Here is a 19,433-nt window from a genome sequence, read left to right as displayed (position 1 = left end):
AATTTTTGAGCAAGGAAAGATATGCCTAAAATTTCCATCATTGTCGCCGCATATAATGTCGAAAATTATCTCCAACAATGCCTTGACAGTCTCAGCAACCAAACATTTTCGGATTTCGAGGCGATTGTCGTCGATGACGCCAGCACCGATGCCACTACCGAAATCATCAGACATGCCGCAGCAAAAGATCCACGCATCAGACCCATCACCCACCAGCGCAACCAGGGGCTTCACCTCACCCGCAAGACCGGTGTCGAGCATGCCACCGGCGAATACGCCTTTTTCCTCGATGGAGATGATGATCTCGCACCGGAGGCATGCGCTCAATTCGCAAAGGCAATGAGCCAGTATCCTGTTGATATTCTGCATTTCGGAATTACCGTCATTGGGGAAAACGGCATTCTAGACGATGAATGCAAAGCTTTCGAGACGTTCAACAACGCCCCAACTGAAGACTGCACTAACGCCGATATTGTTCAGAATATCTATGCAGAAGCCAATGGACAGCAAGTGGACTGGCGAGTAACCCAGAGAATGTACCGGACATCTCTTCTGAAAAAAGCATTTGCCGCAATGACCAACGAGCGTCTTGAACGCGCGGAAGATGGATATGAGTGCCTTGTTATATCAGCTCTGGCGCACACCTATCGATCCTGCAAAGAATGTCGTGGATACAAATATCACTACGGTCGAGGCGTTACTGGAACGAATCAAATCACAGTCCAAAAATATGCTGATTTCTGCCAGCAATTCGCCCGTTGCTTCGCTGCGGCACAGGATTTCACCAATCAGCATCAAGATCTCGATTTACAAGATTGCACGGATGGATATCGATGGAAAGCAACTGAAATTCTTGCCAACGACCTCAATATTCGTGTACCCGATGTGGCCAAGGCTGACGCGATTCAAGCCATGATCAAAGTATTCGGCCCAACAATCGTTGCACGCGAGGTTTGGCGTTTCGTGCGAGACAACGCGTGGAAAGCCATCATTTCGAAAAATAATGGCGAGGCTCTGAATCGTGCCAGAATGTGGCAGGATTTGACGAATTCCATCGACGTACCGGCAGCAGGCAATATCGAGAATAATCGATACTTGGGCATCCGACATCGCGCAGAAGAGCTGCTCACTGACTTGGATACCGCGCAAAACAAACAAGCATATGCCGACCAGAACATCCGCATCTTCGTCACCACTCACAAAAACGTTGACACCTTCGACAGCGCCATCATGCAGCCGGTGCAGGTCGGACCGAAGAGCTATCGCTTCCCTTGGGCATTTCACGATGACGAAGGCGAGAATATCGCCGATCTCAACCCACGTTACTGCGAACTGACCACGCAATATTGGGCTTGGAAAAACATCGACGCCGACTACTACGGTTTCTGCCATTACCGCCGTTACTTCGACTTCTCGGACACTCCGCATGAGGAAAATCCCTACGGCGAAATCATGGACGACTACATCGATGCCGCCGCGGCAAAGAAGTATGGCCTGGATGACGAAAACATCGCCAACGTGGTGAAGCAGTATGACGTCATCACCACGCCATTCGGCAATCTCGAAAAAATCATCGATAAGCACGGCACTCCACGCGCGCTGTGGGAAGCCGCTCCCCTGCTGCATGACGATGATCTGAAGCGTTGCTACCAGATCCTGTGCAGCATGTACCCCGACTACAAGCAGGACGCACAGGCATTCTTCAACGGCAACAAGGCCTGCTTCTGCAACATGTTCATTATGAAGAGGGAGATCTTCTTCGACTATTGCGAATGGATGTTTCCCATTCTCGAAGAGTTCGACAAAAACACCGACTACAGCACGTACAGCAAGGAGGCCCTGCGTACGCCAGGCCATCTGTCCGAGCGTCTGCTCAACATCTACCTGCTGCATCACAAGCGTATCGGTTCCAACTGGAAGTTCAAGGAACTACAGTGCGTCCACTTCACCAATCCGGAGCCAGCGGAGCAGCTCAAGCCGCTTGACATTACCGACAAGCCAATCGTTCCTGTGGTGTTCGCAGCGGATGACAATTATGTCCCTCAATTGACCACCACCGTGTATTCGGCCATGAAAAACGCCGATCCGCATTACTTCTACGATGTGACGGTGCTGCAGCGCAACATCGCATGGGACAAGCAGGAACGTCTGCGTGGCTTCTTCAAGCAGTTCCCGAATATGAATCTGAGGTTCACCAACGTGGACCGCGAACTTGCTGGCTACGATCTTTCCACCAATAACGCCCATATCAGTGTGGAGACGTATTACCGCTTCCTGATTCAGAAGGTTCTGCCGTTCTACGACAAGGTGCTGTATCTCGATTCCGACATCATCATCAACGGCGATATCGCGAAGCTTTACAACATCGATTTGCAGGGCAAGATGCTCGGCGCGATTCGAGACATCGACTTCCTCGCCAATCTCAACGTGAAGCACGGCAAACGCATGGGCTACGCGCAAACCGTGCTGAAGATGAAGAATCCATACGATTACTTCCAAGCTGGAGTGCTGGTGCTCAACACCAAGGCGATGCGTGAGCATTACACCATCAAACAATGGCTTACCTACGCCTCGAATCCCGATTTCATCTACAACGACCAAGACGTGCTCAACGCACACTGCGAAGGGAACGTGCTATATCTGCCATGGGAATGGAATGTGGTTCACGATTGTGGTGGCCGCGTAGGTAACCTCTTCACGCAGGCGCCGAACGATATCTACGACGCATATATGAAGTCGCGTAGCAATCCGCAAATCATCCATTATGCCGGCTTCCAGAAGCCTTGGACTGATCCGGATTGCGATTTCGCCTCTATCTACTGGAGGTACGCGCGTGAGACCCCGTTCTACGAGCGTTTGCTCAAGCGTGTGGTGAAGGCGAACGAACCGGAAATCCCAGAAGGAGTATTCCGCCCGCAACATGAGCGCGCAGTCGGAGAAGATAATCCGATTCGCAAAATCGTCGATCCACTCATGCCGATCGGCTCCCGTCGCCGTGATGCGGTGAAGGCGATTGGGCGTGTGATCCGAGGAAGGAAGTAATCACGTTGGCGCAGTCAGTAAAGAACTTCAAAAACACCAGCCGCAACTTCGCTTACCTTATTCCCATCATCTTGGGAACATTATTCGGCATGTGCTCCTTTATTGGTAGGCATGAAGGCAAAATCAATATAGGGAATATACTTCTGTATGCAAATATTCTTTTCTATATCCTTTTATTTGCACTGGCTTTCTTTGCTATCGCAAAAATAACCGCATATGCGAACCGTCATCGTTCGTCATTGGACAAACCGTTTGCGCCATTGCGCAGGATCACATTAGATTGGTCGCCACGATCCATAATCACATTGTGGTGCGCCATAACTGCGCTCTGGATTCCATATTTCATAACATACTTTCCAGGTGTCTATTGGTACGATACTTCATGGCAGCTGATGGAGTACTTTGATTCCTCTGTACCTTTCACAGATCATCATCCCTTCATGATGACGTATCTGTTTGTCGGATTCGCTCATATTGGTAAAGCACTGTTCAACAACGCTATATATGGATTGTATCTGCTAATACTCATACAAGCTCTGCTGTCCACGCTATCCATAGCCTGTGCAACCTGCTACACAGCCAAATACAACGTGCCTTGGAAATGCCGCCTTTTCATGGCCTTGTTTCTTGCCGTTTTCCCCATCATTCCCATGCTGTCTATGACACTCGCCAAAGATACATTCAACACACCATTTTTTGTGTTCTTTTCCATCGCTTTCTGCGAACTCTGGAAAACTCAGGGAAAGATTCTAAAATCTGTACCGTTCGATATTTTCTTTGTTATAGATGTACTGGCTGTGTCTCTGACAAAAAAAACAGGTATGTACATCGTAATTTTGGCAATGATATTTTTAGTTTGCACTGCCATTAAAAGCTGGCGGCGTAAACTGGGTACACTGATTTTGGCAGGTATTCCATATCTAATCGTCGGCGTCGTCATTCCGACTTTCGTATTGCCGACATTGCACATTGCACCGGGAGAAAGCAACGAAATTCTTGCCGTCCCCATGCAACAAGTCGCCAACGTGGCACATAACCACAAGGATGATTTAAGCGCATCTGAGATAACTGATATCGAACAAATTTATCATATGGATATCAACCAACTTCAACAGGCGTATTGCTGGTACAAAGCCGACCCAATTAAAGGGCAACAGCTATCGTCCGAAGACGAACATAAATTAATCAGGACATGGGCCGAACAACTAATCAAACATCCTGGGGATATGCTTGCCGCCTGGGGAGGCCTCTCTGCAGCATGGTTCTCATTCAATGTCACCGTCGGAAATGACCGAAACCTTAGTATGTTACTTCCAATCAGTAATTCCGGCCATCACTATCAAGGCATCGAACGCTACGTCCCTTGGGTTGATAACACTAAAGCAGGTAATGCAGTCGAGACGTTCTACATGGATACGCTATTGGCTACGCCCGTATTCAATGTCATATGGCAGAAGGCTTTCTGGGCAACAATACTTCCCTCCGCAATCATGTTCCTTATACTGACATTCGGACGGCAAAAGAAGAAGCTGAATCTGCTAACGCTCAACGCACCAATGCTTATCACAATGCTCGTGCTGTTCGCAGGACCAATTTCAACTTATACAGAAGCTACGCGATACGTATTGCCTATGCTGTATATCATCCCGTTGTTCTTGTTCCTCACACTCGGCCAATTGCAATCCGAAGATGATAGGTAGCATATTTGTCACCTGTCATCTCGATGACGCAATCTGCTTTATTTTTGCAATAATCCACTTGCCGATGTATACCGCGATACCGGTAAGCGCATAGACCACAATGGCCTTGATGAACGGATGAGTTTGTCCCAATGTAATAAACCCTCCGATTGGCCCGCCCAAAGTAAGGTTCACAAGCAGCAGATGGAACATATACACACCCAGCGAGACGCTGGATACTTTACGGATCATGAGCTTCATCTTGTCGGAACCGCGCTGGAAAAACGGCTCCAGCGTTTTGCAAAGCATAAATAGCGACACTGCCGATGTCACACAAAGCGGAGAAGCGGTGCCGACAAGATAGTTATAGTACTCCGTTCTCATCGTTTCTTGGAAAAAGCCATTCCAGCACAGTCCTCCAAGGAACATCAATGCCGCAGACCCGACGAATGAACCTGCCCAAGCCGGAGCTTTCCATCGCACCGGCAAGCCATAATTCTCCAGATAATATCCGAGCAAGAAATACAACAAGGCGCTGGACGAGAACAGCGGCCAGCTCAGCAATGGACTGAAATATTTTTCATTGACTCCAATGGCCTTAACCGCTGGAATGAGAATCGAACAGAACAACGTCAATGCGATGGCATATTCCATGAGACGACGGTCATGGACGATTTTCGAAAGCAGCGGAGTCAACAGATACAGATAAATGATGGAGTACAGGAACCAGTAAATATCAATAATAGAGTTGGTAAGGAATCGCTTGCAGAAATCGACAAAGCCGAAGCTATCGGCGATCGACTGCGCTCCGTAAAATAGACCGGGAAGCAGACCAAACAACAGATAGCATGCGATGCTTCCCAGAATCAGCGCTCGCCCCACCCGCACGAAACGTTTTTTAAAAAACACTTTCGTCGAATATTTCTTCCGATAATCCAGTAAATTCATACCGCTGACCATGAAGAAAATCGGCACCGCAAAAATGAACACCGCCTGCATCAGCTCCTGAAATGCCCATAACCGGGTTCTCTGAGGCGAGAACACACCCAAAGATGTGTGCAAGCAGACCACCGCAAAACAGGAAATGATGTTCAATACATCAACAAACACAAAATGTGCTTTTGCTTTACCTCTTTTCCATTCATTCGCAAAGCCCTGTTCCGCGTCCAACTGTTCCGCTGTCATCGACTGGCGTTCCCTTCTTCCTGACATACGCACTTCAGCATAACAAATAATGACGTCCCTTCTTGACGGAGGACTGCGAACCGGCGTCCGTGCTCGTCCCTAGGCTATGAAAGCAATGAATTCCCATTGACGTATCGAAAGATCAAGCATGGCAAATAGATTCAGGAACAGTCATATCTGCGTTGCAGAACGGATCCGCACCGGCTCATTTGTCCGAGCGCTCAGGAACCCTTTCGCGATTCTACTTGCATTTATTCTGCTATTCAGTTGTGCGTCAGCCAGCGCTGCGGAAGACAAGGAAACAAATCAAAACGGGAGCAAGTTGACTTTGCCAAGCTATGTGATGGACGGCATGGTTTTGCAGCAGAACAAAATCACCACCCTGAACGGTTCAACAGCAAAATCCATGTCAGGGAAAACCGTTTCAGTCACCTTACGCGGAGGCAAAAACCAATATAACGCTTCATCAAGAATCTCCAAAGCCGGAACGTTCTCGGTTCAGCTGCCTAAAATCAAAGGATCACTCACCCAATACACCATGAAATTTATGGTGGCTGGCACCATGGTAAAAACCGTGAATGATGTATACGTCGGCAATTTGTTCATCGCTTCTGGGCAGTCGAATATGGAAATAAACTACAACGACTATTTCAAAAGCGATTCGCTTTTCAAGACAAGCACCTCATTGCACTACACACGCAACGATATTCCACGCAGCATCAATGACAAATATGTCCATTTTCTTTCACCGAACAAGGTCCTCAACACAAAGGATTATCCGCTGAGAGATTTTGAGAAATCCTGGCTTTCCGCCACAGGAGATGACGTCAATTATCTTGGCTATATTCCTCAATATTTTGCACAACAGCTTCGCAAACAATATCCGAATATACCTATCGGCTTCATTCAAGCCGCTTGGGGAGGGACAGCGATATCCCGCCATATAAAAGGTGGAGACATTTACAAAAGCTGTATCGCACCGTTACAAGGACTTGCTGTAGCCGGCGCTCTGTGGTATCAGGGCGAAGATGATTCCGCCTCCATGGATCTGGCATTACGGTATGATATTTCCTTCGCCACACTTGTAAACGATTACCGAAATCTATTCAACGATGCGACATTGCCGTTCCTTTATGTGCAACTAGCCAGATACGACGGTTACGGCTACATCTACGACACCATCGTGCGCAATGCTCAATTGGGCATACTCAGCAATCCCGTCGTTGCGTCGCACAAGAATCTTGGCATGACCGTCTCCATCGATACGGATAAAGGCACGCCGAAGGCGATCCATCCACTCGGCAAGGAAATCGTCGCCCAACGCATGGCTAACCAATGGATCGCCATGAATGAACACAAGGCAGTGCCATCCGGACCGTTGCCCAAAGAAGCACATCTTGATACAAACGACAAGTCAACGGCCATTATCACTTTCCAAGAAGGCACAGCCGTCAAACTGCAAGCGAAGCGGCCGAATTACACGACCAGCGCAACAATCGACAATATCGCAAATGCCACCAATACTCCGCTATCAGGATTCCAAGTCGCCGATGGAGACGGAGCCATGCACAATGCCACCGCAACTATAACTGGCAGTACACTCCGCATCCACTCCGACGAGGTGAAACGCGTATCTCAAATCCAATATCTATGGCAAAGCAATCCCAGCTGTTTAAGCATCGTATACAACGGCTCAAACTTGCCTTTGAGTCCGTTCACCCTCAATGTGAATCAATAATCGGTCTCATACCATCATGCTATATCGGCCAGTGCAAAGGATATAGTGGGATTCATGCCTGATAATTCGAACGTTTCCGTCGCCGTGCTTCTTCCCTGCTACAACGAGGAAGTCACCATCGGCAAGGTGGTGCGCGATTTCAAAGCCGCGCTGTCCAATGCCGACATCTACGTGTACGACAACAACTCCACCGACCACACGGCGGAAATCGCCACCAGCGAAGGCGCCATCGTCCGCAAGGAGCCACGTCAGGGCAAGGGCAACGTGATCCGCGCCATGTTCGAGGACATCGACGCCGACGTGTACGTCATGGCCGACGGCGACGACACCTACCCCGCGGACGCAGCCCCTGCCATGGTGGACAAGGTCCTCGAAGGCTACGATATGGTGATCGGAGACCGTCTGAGTTCCACCTACTTCCAGGAGAACAAGCGTCCATTCCACAACTTCGGCAACCGCCTGGTGTGCGGTTCCATCAACGGCCTGTTCCATGCGAATGTCACCGACATCATGACCGGATACCGTGCCTTCTCGTTCACATTCGTCAAAACCTATCCGGTACTGTCACACGGGTTCGAAGTCGAAACCGAAATGACCATCCATTCGTTAAACAACAATCTACGCCTGTTCGAGATGCCGATTCAATATCGTGACCGCCCGGAAGGCTCCGTCAGCAAACTTGACACCGTGGGTGACGGCATCAAGGTGATGAGCACCATCTTCCGCATGATCCGCGAATACAAGCCGCTGCCGTTCTTTGGAGGGCTCGGAGCCGTCCTCGGCATCATCGGCATCGTGCTATGCGGCAGCGTGACCGTGGACTTCTGGCATACCGGTATGGTTGCGCGATTTCCCACGCTCATCGGCGCGGTCATGCTTGTCATCGCCGGATTGCTGCTGTTTGTGGCGGGAATCATTCTCGACGTCATGGCTAAAAACGACCGCAAGGCGTTCATCATCGATGCCAACCAGTTCGCCATGCTGAAACGTAACGCCAAATAATCACTACACTTCAGCATGTCTGCTTCAGCGCTTACCGAAAATTGTCAACACTGAAGCCGTACCGACAATGAGGAACGTTCTCGTCAGGCACGAGCACACGTCTAATCATTCTCCATCTACAGGTACAACAAAATTGGTGCACTTTGAAACGAATAACTCATATACATTCCGCGCATGATGCCACACACGTTCAAAAAGACGTCCTTTATGCCGATCAATAGTGCACCAGAATAAAAACTGCCTCACAAAATCCAGCATCGTCGTTACAACGACAATAACGATAACCGCTGCCAATGCAATAAGTAGAGAATATCTAGAATGGTAGAAATTGCCTAGCACTATCCGGTGCCATAGCATTTCATCGCGAATATAATGCTGCTCAGTAATCAGGTACACGGCAAATGCAGATTTTGCGCAACGATTAATAAAACGGCTTGAGAATGTCATCCGGCTGAATATTGTAAATAAGCCAAATGAAACGGAAAGAATCGGCAGTGACCATTCTTTCTGGGCGGGGTTGATATAAATCGTTATCTGTCCGGGGTCGGCATGGCATACTTTCCAGATTACGGAAATAAGCACATTCCATCCAACAATGACTGCCGTACCGATGACTACCATCCACACAGCGCATCTGGTGCTAATCGGTTTGACATACCATTTGTAGTACATCAGTAGCACGGCCACATAGACAAAACCTATCACATTGATATACATATCAAGATAGGCACCTGGAACAAGATTCATTATGCCCCATAATCCAATCATGGCAATGCAGCATTTACCATGATTGGATTTGCCTATACCACGTAGCCCATCAAGCAGAAAAGGCAGAAGCAGCAGCAGAATCGCGTAGCTCGTCGCATACCACCATACGTCCCTTGAAATTGGGAATAATGCATCAAGCCAGGAATCGGCAGTAACGGATTCAGGGGCATCGAAATACTGTACTGCCAGGCCAACAAATCCCCAAAACAGGAGCTCTCGTTCAAGAAGCCATATTCTCCGACATGCTCCCTTGATCGTTTGTTCTCTATCAACAAGGAACCACAAGGAGATCAACAAGAACAAAGTAATGCCAACTTTGCCAAACGGCATAAAGCACATCTGGTAGAACAGCCTGCGCACCGAAAGTGGCTCATCAAAAAGGGGGTAACCGGAATGGCAAACCAGATGATGCGCGACAATCAGCACAACCGCGACAATACGCAGTAGCTCAAGACCAGATTTTCTCGGCTGCTTTCTGTTCTTGACCGTATTTTCCATTTTCGACCCCGCGAAATCACTCCACCCGCCTCTGGGCATTCATTCCATTTACACCGTAAAACGCACATTAGCACCGTTGACAATGAAGGCACTTGAAACGTCCAAGGCCTCATTCTCCGCAAGCAAGAAATAAAAAGTACGCTCCCGCTTACCCTCGAAAAGAACCGCCAGGAGAAATCAATTGCTCTGCCACGCGATACCCTCTTTATGCCATCCTACAGAACCAGCCGAATTGTATTCTTCGAGACCCTCCGTAAAGACATGGTCTCCAGAATAGGGGTTATACAGTCGATAGACATTCGCCTTCCCCTTATCCGGAACAAACCATCCAATTCCTTCATCTCGCCATCCAAGAGATACGAGATAGTTCTTTTCCTCACTATCTTTTGTATAGTGATGATTGCCATCATGAGGGTTGTAAACCCGATAGACAGGATTCCCCTCTCTAGCCGCGAAAAACGATATTCCCTCAGCAAGCCAACCTTTCAATGACAAGTCAAGAGCTTCGTCATAATTTGCCGTGTAGTGGTGCAATCCGCTATTTCGGTTATACATGCGATAAATAGGAACATTCTGAGAGAGCTCCTTAACCCCAAAGGCACTCATATCCACGGAGCCACTGATACCGTTGATATGACCGCTTTCGGTATATTGCCAACCACGATCGTTAGTGCCGAATGCAGTGAATTCCATCCGTGGACCGTATTGCGCCACCCAACGTGTCTTCGCATAGATGTTCGCATTGTTCAACGGCCCCTGCAGGTAGCTCGTGTAGGAGTACACGCCGAGATTCTGGTAACCGCCTGACTGCAACGCGCCATACCAAGCGTTGACTATGCCGTTATACACGTTCGGATCGGTCGGTGGCGTGTGCCCGGTCCATGTCCACTTCTCAAGGTCGTAGTACACGGGATACTTCAGATCATTGGGGCTCACGCCAAACTGACGGAGCTTGGATACAACATCGCTGCCTTCATGTTTCGCGCCGTCCGCATCCTCCGCATACGAGTACCAGTAGATGCCGAACGGAATGCCCAACCGCTTGCATTCGCTGATGTTGCGTTGCGCTTTGGCATCGGCGTCATTGCCCCATCCAAAGCCAAGACGGATGATCGCGCCTTCCACGCCGTCGGCTTTGGCCTTGGCCCAGTCGATGTCTCCCTGCCATGAAGAGACGTCGATCACGCCTTTGGCCTGCTGGGCGAACAGGTTGTTCTTATAGTCGAAGAAAGCCTTCGTGTTGTTGTAGGTTCCCCAATGCGCGCCGTAATCGTTGCCATCGAATTTGGCAAGCTTCACGGTGGCTCCGTTTTTTGAGGACGATTGCTCCACGGATTGTTTCACAGATTGTTCCACGGCATCTTTCACATCCGATGCACTCACCGGAATGAACGATTCGCCATCCGTCTTGGCCAACGGGTCGGGCTGCTGATCCTGGGTGCCGACAAATGTCTCATCCGTCACGGCCTTGCCGGTTTCGATATCCCGCACCTCGCCTTCGGGAGTGACCGCAAGCTTTTCCGATACCACGGTGGAATCGTCCGGAATCCGTTCACTCACCGTATCCGGCAATGCCGCATTCGGATTGTCCGGCATACTGTCGCCGGCACCCTGCGCACCCTCCACAGCAGTGGCGAAGGAACGCGACGAATCATCAATCGCGATATCCTGCATCGCGTAAGCCGGAGCCGCGGCAACGAACAGCGTCAACGCGACCGCAGAAACAGCAGTGGAAATCCTCAACAATTTTTTCGGCGATATCATCGTCAGCCTCTCTTATGAGTCCATGTCACATGCTTTGGCGCATTTTGGCACGGAACCGCACACATAGGCGTGAGTATACCCGCAAGCCCCACCATCCCCGGAAATGCCGTGCACCGGCCCGAACCAGGATTCCCCATCGATCGGATTCCGACACCTCGCAACATGAGACGCAAGGAATCGGGGGACGCGACGAGTACCATATGCCATGTATTGTCATTGGAAGACAAATGATTCGGAAGACATATGATTGCCCGTCAACCCGTCGCCAATGAATGATACGGAAAACGGCAATACGATTTCTGGAGGGGTGTATGGCACGGCACGGCAGTCATTCGAACGAGGACAAGCCCTCCCGTCAGACAATCGACGGCCAGACAACCGGCAGCCAAACGAAAACCGGCAATCCGGCAGCCGCCAATCCCCCATCTGTCACCCGCAACAAAAACAGCGATCCGTTCCGCGACGCCGTGGAGCAAGGCATCCAAGACGGCGTCGAACGCGTCAACAAACACACGAAGCACGTCCTCACATATTCCATCGCCACGTTCGTCGCAATAGTGGTGGTTTGCGTCGCCGTCTTCGGCGTCATGAGCGTCCGGACCTCGCAGAAAATGCGCGAGATGAACGAGATCAACGCCTGCAGAGACACCGTCGCCGCATTGAACGCCTCCTATTCCAACGCCTTCCAGCTGAAAGGCAAGGTCGTGGACGCGTTCTCCAGCATGGATTCCTCCTACAATCTGGAAAAGCTCAGCGCGGTATACAAGGAGGACGTCAAGTCACCGGCCTCCTTCGACTGCAAGGTCGATCCGTCCGCAACCGCAAAAAAGGCGAAGACCGCGCGCGTGGCATACGACAAGCAGGCCAAGAAATTCAAGCAGGCACTGAAGCAATACGGCGCCAAGCAGGATGAGGAACAAGCCAGCGAAGAAGAATGATCGAAACGGCGTCTTGAAACGACGTTCGGTCGAACATAATCTTTCATCCGCGTGCGTCGAACCGTTTGAACAACGGTCATGACAATCGGCAAAGCTTCCCGTCAGTGTAGGCTCTTCTGTGCATAGTTCCATATCCGAAACGAATGTCTTGAACGAACACCTGACCGAGGAGCTGGAATATTGAACGCAAAACGACTGTTTCACGTGGCACTCGCCGTCGCCGTGACCGTGGCGGTGATCGTCGCAGCCATCATCGGCTGCGGACCCAAGTGGGGTGACGGATCGGTGCTCCACGAATCGGAGAACGGCCAATCGCCATCCGCCGCCGGAGCGGACGCCGCAGACGCCGTTTCCGTCACTCTCCCCTCCTACTACATGGAGAACATGGTATTCCAGCGCAATCAGCCGCTTGTGGTCAAAGGTACCGTCATATCCAAGCAGGACGGCAAACCGGTCAAAGCGTCGAAACTGTCCGCGACGCTCTCTCAAGGCAGGAAGTCCGCGAGCGCCACAGCGCAAATCGGCAAAAAAGGATCGTTCACCTGTACTTTGAAGGCGCAGAAGGCAAGTCTCAAGCCGTATTCGCTGCGATTGCGCTATGCCGGTAAAACGGTGGCCGAGCTCACGAACGTGTATGTGGGTGACGTGTTCGTCGCAGCCGGCCAGTCGAATATGGAGCTGAATCATGCGCAGTATTTCGGAAGAAGCGACGCGCCCAGCTTCTACGGCGGTTTAATCACGGAGAGCGACCTGCCGAAACCGGTGACCGACGCGAACGTGAAGTTCGTGGAGGCGGACGACACTGCGGAGGGTTCCGATTTTCCATTGCGCGATGTCAGTAGGCAGGCCGGAAAATGGCTGGATGCTGATGCCGAGAGTTCCCAGCATTTGAGCTATCTGGCCCAGCAGTTCGCCATGCAGTTGCGGGCGAAGCATCCGAACGTGCCGATCGGCATCATCCAGACCGCGTGGGGCGGCACCCCCATCCGAAGGCATCTGCGCGGAGGCGACATTTACGCGAACCATATCGCGCCTTTGCAGGGGCTCCATGTGGCGGGCGTGCTGTGGTATCAGGGTTGCGACGACGCCGCGAATTACGCCACGGCCATGCAATACGAATCGCAGATGACCACGCTCATCAACCAGTATCGTTCCGTGTTTGGGCGCAGCGATCTGCCGTTCCTGTACGTGCAGCTCGCGCGTTGGCCGGGATACCAGTACACACAGAATGTACGCGAGGCACAACGGACCGCGCTCAGCAGCGCGAATCTGCGGAACGCGTCGAATATCGCAATGACGGTTTCGCTGGATACGGATAAAGGCACGTCCGTATCGATCCATCCGCTCGGCAAGGATATTCTGGGAGCGCGCATGGCAGCACAGTATCTTGCGATGGAGAATGGTTCGAAAAACAGCGCCGCCGTGCCCAACGGACCGCTTTTCGAAAGCGCGCAGCATGCCTCGGATGGTTCGATCACACTGTCCTTCGAAGAGGGGACGGCAAATGGGTTGAAGGCGATGCGGCCGAACTACACGAAGAGCGCGGGCGCGAAAGTGCCTGATTATGCAAAGAAACCCGGGGCGACCCCGCTTGATGGCATCAGCAATATCGCTACTTCCACCACCTTGGCTTTGCAGGGATTCGAGGTCGCCGACCATTCCGGACAATGGATGCCCGTCACCGCCACCATCAAAGGTGATCAGGTGAGGCTCTCCGCAGCCAGCGGAACAGGCCTCAGCAGCCTCAACGACATGACCCAGGTGCGTTACTTGTTCAGCGGCAATCCGAAGTGCGCAAGCATGCTGTATAACAGTCTCAATCTTCCGGCAAGCCCGTTCATCGCCATCGTCGAATGACGGCCAGACAGCCTCTTCCCCTTGACTAATCGCGAAAACTAGACAAACCGCTTCCTCCCACCGGTTTATTCGCGCGCCGAGCCCTCCTACTATGACGTACGGAATATGACATGTACGGAACGCGACGTACGCGAGCAAAAGAGAGGAATCGTCATGAGGAAAAGCATCGCAGCGGTAGCGGCAACGGGAATCCTGACCATCGGAATGATCGCATTGCCGTCCATAGCTTCGGCCGATGAAATCGCACCGTCCACGGACGGACTGGCGTCCGGGACCACCATCAGCGAGCGCATCGATGACAATATGGGCATCTGCGGCAACGACAAGGCATGCAGCGCCATCGACCACGTGCACCAGACGAATCAGCAGATCAAGTCGGACATCGACACCACCAAGGAGCATGTCAAGCAGCTGCATCAGAACGCGCATGAGGATGCCGACGCGATCCGCCATTACAACGAGCAGGCTTGGAAGAATTACGTGCAGGACCGCGAGGATGTGAAGAACGCGCTCGACGCGGCAGCCAAGCGCGCCCAGGAGCGTCACGACACCCTGCATCAGGATATTCAGGACAACCAGGCGCATCTGAATCAGCTGCACGCCGATGCGAAGGAAACCCACGACGAGCTCAAGACGCAGCATGACGCGTTCGTGGCCAGCAGCCATCAGTGGCATCAGTCGTTCATCGAAGCGTTGAGGGAGGCAAACGCGAAGGCGGGTCAGCAGAACGGTTCCGCCGCTACTGGTTCCACCTCCGGCTCCTTCAATACCGCCTCCGGCTCCAACGGCACCGTGCAGACGATTGCCGACAATGGCACGACGAGCGGCAACAGCTCTTCCTCTGGCACTTCTTCGGCGACCGGCGCTTCCGGCAGCCAGACCGCCGCATCCACGGGCGCGCTGACCAAGTCGGAATATGGACAGCTCGCGCAGACCGGCATCGGCATTTCCCTTGCCTGCGCCGCGATTCTGCTGTTCGCCGGCCTTGCCTACGCTGTGAGGATGTTCGCGCAGTACAAGCGTGAAACCAGCGAAAAGTGAGCGAAACCGAAGCTAGTTAAAAGCTCATTACACCGAGAAAGCGGCCTTGTATTTCCAAGGCCGCTTTTTCGTAGGCAATGCTTCAGTTCGAATGCTTCAGTCCACGTAATGCGGGGCGCTGCTAGCGATTCGAGGCGCCGGCATATGCCCGTCCCCTGTCATCGTTTTGCCGACATTGTCCGCATTTTCCGCATCGCCATTTTTTCTACACAGCGATCCTGCGGACAACGAGCGAATGGATCGTCTGAACCGCGCATGCTTCTCCTGCGTGGTGGATTGTATGGCGGGGAAAGCGCCCGCCACTGGGCGGATGCGGCCGGTTGCGGTCGGAATGAAGCTCGGTGGCAGAATCTGCGTCGAATCGTCGTTTTCGGACGATTCGGAATATTCGGGCGATTCATGGGATTGGCGGGATTCATGGATGACGCGATCATCGGCAGCACTGCCTATCGCCGGCCGCTCCGTGGAATTTCCCTCCTTGCAAGCCGTTTCCATCCGACCGTTTTCCTGCGATGTGCTACGGCGTCGGGCAAGCGTGGCCAAAGAATCGCGGGTGACCGTGTCACGCGAATCATCCTGCTGGATTCCAGGGGCCATCGAATCACCCATCGTCGCGCTTCCTTTTCTCGCTCTTAACGTCACGGCTTCGAGCGTAGCGCACCTTCAAAGCGAGAACACGCCTAACCCGACAATATGCGCAACTCTCCCACCGATGGGAGTATGGCAGGAACAGCCACGGGGCGCAACTGATACTAGTCACAAGACCATATCCCCATACCAAAATTCCATATGCCGGTCGGTCAGGCATCGGAAATATTCCAAAATATCCCAATCGAGAATTGAGCAAATCGATTAACGTTTTTGCTGGAAGTCGTGTGAGCCACGTTGACTTCAATCACAAATAATGTTTATACTTGTATAAACATAAGGAGGGGAATATGACGACCCTTACACTCAGCAAATGGGGCAACGCGCAAGGAGTGCGCATCCCCAAGGACCTGCGCGAGCAGGTGGGCATGACGGACGGATGCCAAATTGATGCAAGTGTTCAAGATGGAGGCATCATGCTCAAGCCCATCCATGATGCCGTACGCGTTATCCAAGTACCACGGCTGTCGAACGTGTTCAAGAACCGTACCACGGAATATCAAGCGGAAGAAGACCCGTTCGGCGCACCCAAGGGAGACGAACTGCTGTGACAAATTGGCGATACGGCGACATAGTTATGGCAGACCTCGACCTCTCGAAGGGACATGAGCAGATCAAGCGGCGGCCGGTTCTGGTAGTCAGCAACGACGATTTCAACAAGAACTGCTCCCTGACCATCTGCGCGGCCATCTCCCACGGACGCGGTGATTTCGAACTTCACCTGCCCTTCAAGCCGGCCCCCAGCGACCATATCGAAGGAGGATGCGTCGACGGGCTCGTTCAAATCGAACAGATCCGTGCACTGGACTTATCCGCGCGCAATCCGGAAAAAATCGGACGTCTCGCCGACACTGACCTCGACAAAATAACAGGCATGATCATCGCTTGCTTCATCCAGCCGAACATGATGGTCATTCCCGACTATGGCTGACGTCCATCAAACCACAGCCAGAGAAAAACCCGGCCAGACCGGACTGAACCACTCCCCGGCCACCGGCCAGGTATCCGCGGATTCCAAGCGGATGGATACAGCATTGTCCAGAATCGCTGAGAAAGAAATCATTTTTAGGCATGAAAAAAGGGCTTTCGAATTTCTTCGAAAACCCTGCTGGCGGAGAATACGAGATTCGAATTACATAGTACCGGATTCTCGATAAATCGAGAGAAACGGCGACACGCCGGGGAAAACAGTGTGATTCCAACGGTTCCGGGCATTGTGCAAAAGCGGATGCTGCGTAGTTTTCCTGCCGGAACGTACCCAACGGAGGGTACTAGGAGGGAACCGCGATATGCTGTTGTCGACAACGGCGGGAGCCGGAGAACGGACGGCCGTCCGGAATTTCATGAAAGGTGGCGGGCGATGAGTGGAACGAGTGGATCGCGCAGGAGCTGGGGCAAGATCAGGGTGAAGAAGGTGCGTGGCGGCACCTCCTATTACGCCGAATATCCCGATCCCAGACCCGACAGGAAGGGCGATGACGGAAGGCGCAAGCGCATCCGTGCGCCCTTCGCGTTCAGCAGCAGGCAGGCCGCCGAGGGATGGCTCGCCCAGCAGAGGAACCGCATCGACGGCGGCATCTGGGTCGACCCCCGCGATGAGTATGAGGATTCGGCTTCCGCGAGGAAGGCCGAGGAGCGGCGTTCGGAGTCCTTCCGCGACTATGCCGAACGCTGGTTCGGCGGCAAGATCGCCCGTGGGGAGATCCGTCCCTCCACCGTGCGCACGTACCGGCAGCGGTTGGACAGCGTGCTGTATCCCGCGTTCGGGGACAAGGCCATGCGTGACATCACCGTGGAGGACGTCGAGCGCTGGTACGAGGAGATGGGCAGGCCGCGCAAGGTGGACGGCAGGCCGTCGACCAAGGAGAGGCCGCGTCTGAGCACCCGTGGCAACGCCTACGGTCTGCTCAGGCAGATCATGCAGTCCGCCTGCACCGCGCCCAACGCGATACTGGACTTCAATCCCTGCCAGATCAAGGGCGGCTCCGCCCACAAGGGCAGGGAACGCGCGGTCATAGGGCCGGAGAAGGTGCGGGAGATCGCCGACAACATGCCGGGCAAATACCGGCTGGTGGTGCTTCTGGGATTCTGGCTGTCGCTGCGTATAGGCGAGATCCTCGCCCTGCGGCGCAGGGACATAGACCTTGACGGCAAGGTGGTCCGCATCACGCACGCCGTGACCTATTCCAAGGAATACGGTTTCGTCGACGGCGATCCCAAAACCGAGGCCGGCGTACGCTCGATACCCATTCCGGACGGCCTCGTGGCCGAGATCAGGAAGCACATCGACGAATACGCCGACCCCGGCGATGACGGCAAGCTGTTCCACACCGCCACCGGCAACTACGTCCATCATTCGGAGGTCGAGAAGGCGTTCATCAAGGCGCGCAGGAAGGCCGGCTGCGAGGACGTGGTGCTGCATGGCCTGAGGCACAGCGGCAACACCTACTTCGCGCAGAACACCGATGCCACCATCGCCGACCTGCAAGCGCGCGGCGGCTGGTCCACCTCCTCGATGGCCGCCCACTACATGCACAGCTCCCAAGACCGGTTGAGGCAGCTGACCAAGGAAATGAGCGCTGCGAATACTGTCCATGAGACCGGAAGCGACAACAGCGCCGGAGCCGCAAGCGAGCTTGAATCACTGCGCAGCCAACTTGAGGAAGCCAATAAGAAAAACAACGAGCTGATGCAGCTCGTTACGGAAAGGTACGGAACCAAAAAATAGCAGACGGAAAAAGACAATCGGCCCCGTATGGCGTGATGCCGTACGGGGCTTTTTCATGTTTAAACGAGCATTCCCGGTTCTCAGATAGTGGGTCAGTTCCCAAACCCTGCTCTTCACAAAATTTGCACATTTGCTTCCCTTCAATAGTCGTCGCTGAAAGTGCCGAGAAACGTCGAAATTGATTGAAAACCAGTCCGAAGCGGAGGCTTTCGATTACCAGTTTTGCATGAACTGATCGGTAGGACACCGAGCGCACGACGTTCCACCGTGGAACGCGCAGTGGCTCGGATTGCGAGACCTGCCATGGGAAAATGGCTTACGACTTATGTCTGCCTTGCCGCCTACCTGGGACTAACCGCCGACGGAATCCGCCGAATCCTGAAGAACGAGGAGCTTCTCCTTCATCTTGTGCGCTGCAACGCGCAGGAAGCCGGTGCGGACTGGCGCAAGGAGTGCGCCGAATACCGGGCGCGGCTCCGGCATCCGGCGGGGCGCGGCTTCGTGGACGTTCGGATGTGTTTTGTCAAGCGCTGGTGTGCCGTTTT

15 protein-coding genes are annotated in these 19,433 nt (G+C 52.8%); 10 read left to right on the top strand and 5 right to left on the bottom strand.

What is annotated here, in order from left to right; all coding sequences use genetic code 11:
- Positions 1-21: 21 nt before the first annotated feature.
- Together OU26_RS09945 and OU26_RS08355 are read left to right on the top strand one after the other, a co-directional pair.
- A complete protein-coding gene (locus tag OU26_RS09945; protein WP_026647145.1) occupies positions 22-3,042 on the top strand; it encodes a DUF4422 domain-containing protein in 3,021 nt (1,006 codons plus the stop codon).
- A gap of 5 nt (positions 3,043-3,047) precedes the next feature.
- Positions 3,048-4,742 carry a DUF6020 family protein gene (locus OU26_RS08355; RefSeq protein ID WP_026647146.1) on the top strand — a complete coding sequence of 565 codons (1,695 nt, stop codon included), beginning with the start codon at positions 3,048-3,050 and terminating at the stop codon, positions 4,740-4,742.
- 15 nt (positions 4,743-4,757) lie between these two features.
- Here OU26_RS08355 and OU26_RS08350 read toward each other — a convergent pair whose 3' ends face one another.
- Entirely contained in the window at positions 4,758-5,906 is a 1,149-nt protein-coding gene (locus OU26_RS08350) for an acyltransferase (protein WP_081815685.1), read from the bottom strand.
- 148 nt (positions 5,907-6,054) lie between these two features.
- Here OU26_RS08350 and OU26_RS08345 point away from each other — a divergent pair, with 148 nt between their 5' ends.
- Both OU26_RS08345 and OU26_RS08340 read left to right on the top strand, forming a co-directional pair.
- Entirely contained in the window at positions 6,055-7,644 is a 1,590-nt protein-coding gene (locus tag OU26_RS08345) for a sialate O-acetylesterase (RefSeq protein WP_051593005.1), read from the top strand.
- 54 nt (positions 7,645-7,698) lie between these two features.
- Positions 7,699-8,646 carry a glycosyltransferase family 2 protein gene (locus OU26_RS08340; RefSeq protein WP_026647148.1) on the top strand — a complete coding sequence of 316 codons (948 nt, stop codon included), beginning with the start codon at positions 7,699-7,701 and terminating at the stop codon, positions 8,644-8,646.
- Positions 8,647-8,751: 105 nt separating this feature from the next.
- On the opposite strand, the gene OU26_RS08335 is transcribed toward OU26_RS08340, so the two are convergent.
- Complete coding sequence (locus tag OU26_RS08335; protein WP_160257611.1) at positions 8,752-9,912, bottom strand: acyltransferase family protein; 1,161 nt, start codon at positions 9,910-9,912, stop codon at positions 8,752-8,754.
- Positions 9,913-10,089: 177 nt separating this feature from the next.
- On the bottom strand, positions 10,090-11,676 hold the full coding sequence (locus OU26_RS08330) for a glycoside hydrolase family 25 protein (RefSeq protein WP_081815686.1): 1,587 nt from the start codon (positions 11,674-11,676) through the stop codon (positions 10,090-10,092).
- 311 nt (positions 11,677-11,987) lie between these two features.
- Here OU26_RS08330 and OU26_RS08325 point away from each other — a divergent pair, with 311 nt between their 5' ends.
- The 3 genes from OU26_RS08325 (at position 11,988) to OU26_RS08315 (ending at position 15,512) form a co-directional block, all read left to right on the top strand.
- A complete protein-coding gene (locus OU26_RS08325; protein WP_051593007.1) occupies positions 11,988-12,614 on the top strand; it encodes a hypothetical protein in 627 nt (208 codons plus the stop codon).
- A 204-nt stretch (positions 12,615-12,818) separates the two neighbouring features.
- Entirely contained in the window at positions 12,819-14,471 is a 1,653-nt protein-coding gene (locus OU26_RS08320) for a sialate O-acetylesterase (protein ID WP_033499069.1), read from the top strand.
- A gap of 153 nt (positions 14,472-14,624) precedes the next feature.
- Entirely contained in the window at positions 14,625-15,512 is an 888-nt protein-coding gene (locus OU26_RS08315; protein ID WP_026647151.1) for a conjugal transfer protein, read from the top strand.
- Positions 15,513-15,608: 96 nt separating this feature from the next.
- Here the strand turns inward: OU26_RS08315 and OU26_RS08310 are convergent, their stop codons facing one another.
- Positions 15,609-16,121 (bottom strand): hypothetical protein, encoded by a 513-nt coding sequence (locus OU26_RS08310; protein ID WP_026647152.1) that lies wholly within the window; start codon positions 16,119-16,121, stop codon positions 15,609-15,611.
- 329 nt (positions 16,122-16,450) lie between these two features.
- Here OU26_RS08310 and OU26_RS08305 point away from each other — a divergent pair, with 329 nt between their 5' ends.
- The 3 genes from OU26_RS08305 to OU26_RS08295 all read left to right on the top strand — a co-directional run bounded on the left by OU26_RS08305 (position 16,451) and on the right by OU26_RS08295 (position 18,888).
- Positions 16,451-16,711, top strand: coding sequence for an AbrB/MazE/SpoVT family DNA-binding domain-containing protein (locus tag OU26_RS08305; RefSeq protein WP_026647153.1), 261 nt, complete (start codon positions 16,451-16,453; stop codon positions 16,709-16,711).
- A 26-nt stretch (positions 16,712-16,737) separates the two neighbouring features.
- The gene (locus OU26_RS08300) at positions 16,738-17,091 is read left to right on the top strand and encodes a type II toxin-antitoxin system PemK/MazF family toxin (RefSeq protein ID WP_033499068.1); all 354 of its coding nucleotides are present in this window, start codon (positions 16,738-16,740) and stop codon (positions 17,089-17,091) included.
- Positions 17,092-17,520: 429 nt separating this feature from the next.
- Positions 17,521-18,888 (top strand): tyrosine-type recombinase/integrase, encoded by a 1,368-nt coding sequence (locus tag OU26_RS08295; RefSeq protein WP_160257610.1) that lies wholly within the window; start codon positions 17,521-17,523, stop codon positions 18,886-18,888.
- Positions 18,889-19,239: 351 nt separating this feature from the next.
- Here OU26_RS08295 and OU26_RS10365 read toward each other — a convergent pair.
- A partial coding sequence (locus OU26_RS10365; RefSeq protein WP_033499067.1) for a hypothetical protein occupies positions 19,240-19,433 on the bottom strand: 194 nt, incomplete at its 5' end.

Origin of the sequence: Bifidobacterium ruminantium DSM 6489 (genome assembly GCF_000770925.1) — a bacterium.
In the GTDB taxonomy this organism is placed as follows: Bacteria; Actinomycetota; Actinomycetes; order Actinomycetales; family Bifidobacteriaceae; genus Bifidobacterium; species Bifidobacterium ruminantium.
Note: the sequence above shows the minus strand (reverse complement) of the source record. Positions and strands in the feature narration are given on the sequence as shown.

Bases quoted from the DNA above. Each gene is read 5' to 3' on its own strand.
- OU26_RS08300 (WP_033499068.1), top strand. From the start codon at position 16,738: ATGGCAGACCTCGACCTCTCGAAGGGACATGAGCAGATCAAGCGGCGG.
- OU26_RS09945 (WP_026647145.1), top strand. From the start codon at position 22: ATGCCTAAAATTTCCATCATTGTCGCCGCATATAATGTCGAAAATTAT.
- OU26_RS08315 (WP_026647151.1), top strand. From the start codon at position 14,625: ATGAGGAAAAGCATCGCAGCGGTAGCGGCAACGGGAATCCTGACCATC.
- OU26_RS08295 (WP_160257610.1), top strand. From the start codon at position 17,521: ATGAGTGGAACGAGTGGATCGCGCAGGAGCTGGGGCAAGATCAGGGTG.
- OU26_RS08325 (WP_051593007.1), top strand. From the start codon at position 11,988: ATGGCACGGCACGGCAGTCATTCGAACGAGGACAAGCCCTCCCGTCAG.
- OU26_RS08330 (WP_081815686.1), bottom strand. From the start codon at position 11,676: ATGATATCGCCGAAAAAATTGTTGAGGATTTCCACTGCTGTTTCTGCG.
- OU26_RS08350 (WP_081815685.1), bottom strand. From the start codon at position 5,906: ATGACAGCGGAACAGTTGGACGCGGAACAGGGCTTTGCGAATGAATGG.
- OU26_RS08335 (WP_160257611.1), bottom strand. From the start codon at position 9,912: ATGGAAAATACGGTCAAGAACAGAAAGCAGCCGAGAAAATCTGGTCTT.
- OU26_RS08340 (WP_026647148.1), top strand. From the start codon at position 7,699: ATGCCTGATAATTCGAACGTTTCCGTCGCCGTGCTTCTTCCCTGCTAC.
- OU26_RS08305 (WP_026647153.1), top strand. From the start codon at position 16,451: ATGACGACCCTTACACTCAGCAAATGGGGCAACGCGCAAGGAGTGCGC.
- OU26_RS08345 (WP_051593005.1), top strand. From the start codon at position 6,055: ATGGCAAATAGATTCAGGAACAGTCATATCTGCGTTGCAGAACGGATC.
- OU26_RS08310 (WP_026647152.1), bottom strand. From the start codon at position 16,121: ATGGGTGATTCGATGGCCCCTGGAATCCAGCAGGATGATTCGCGTGAC.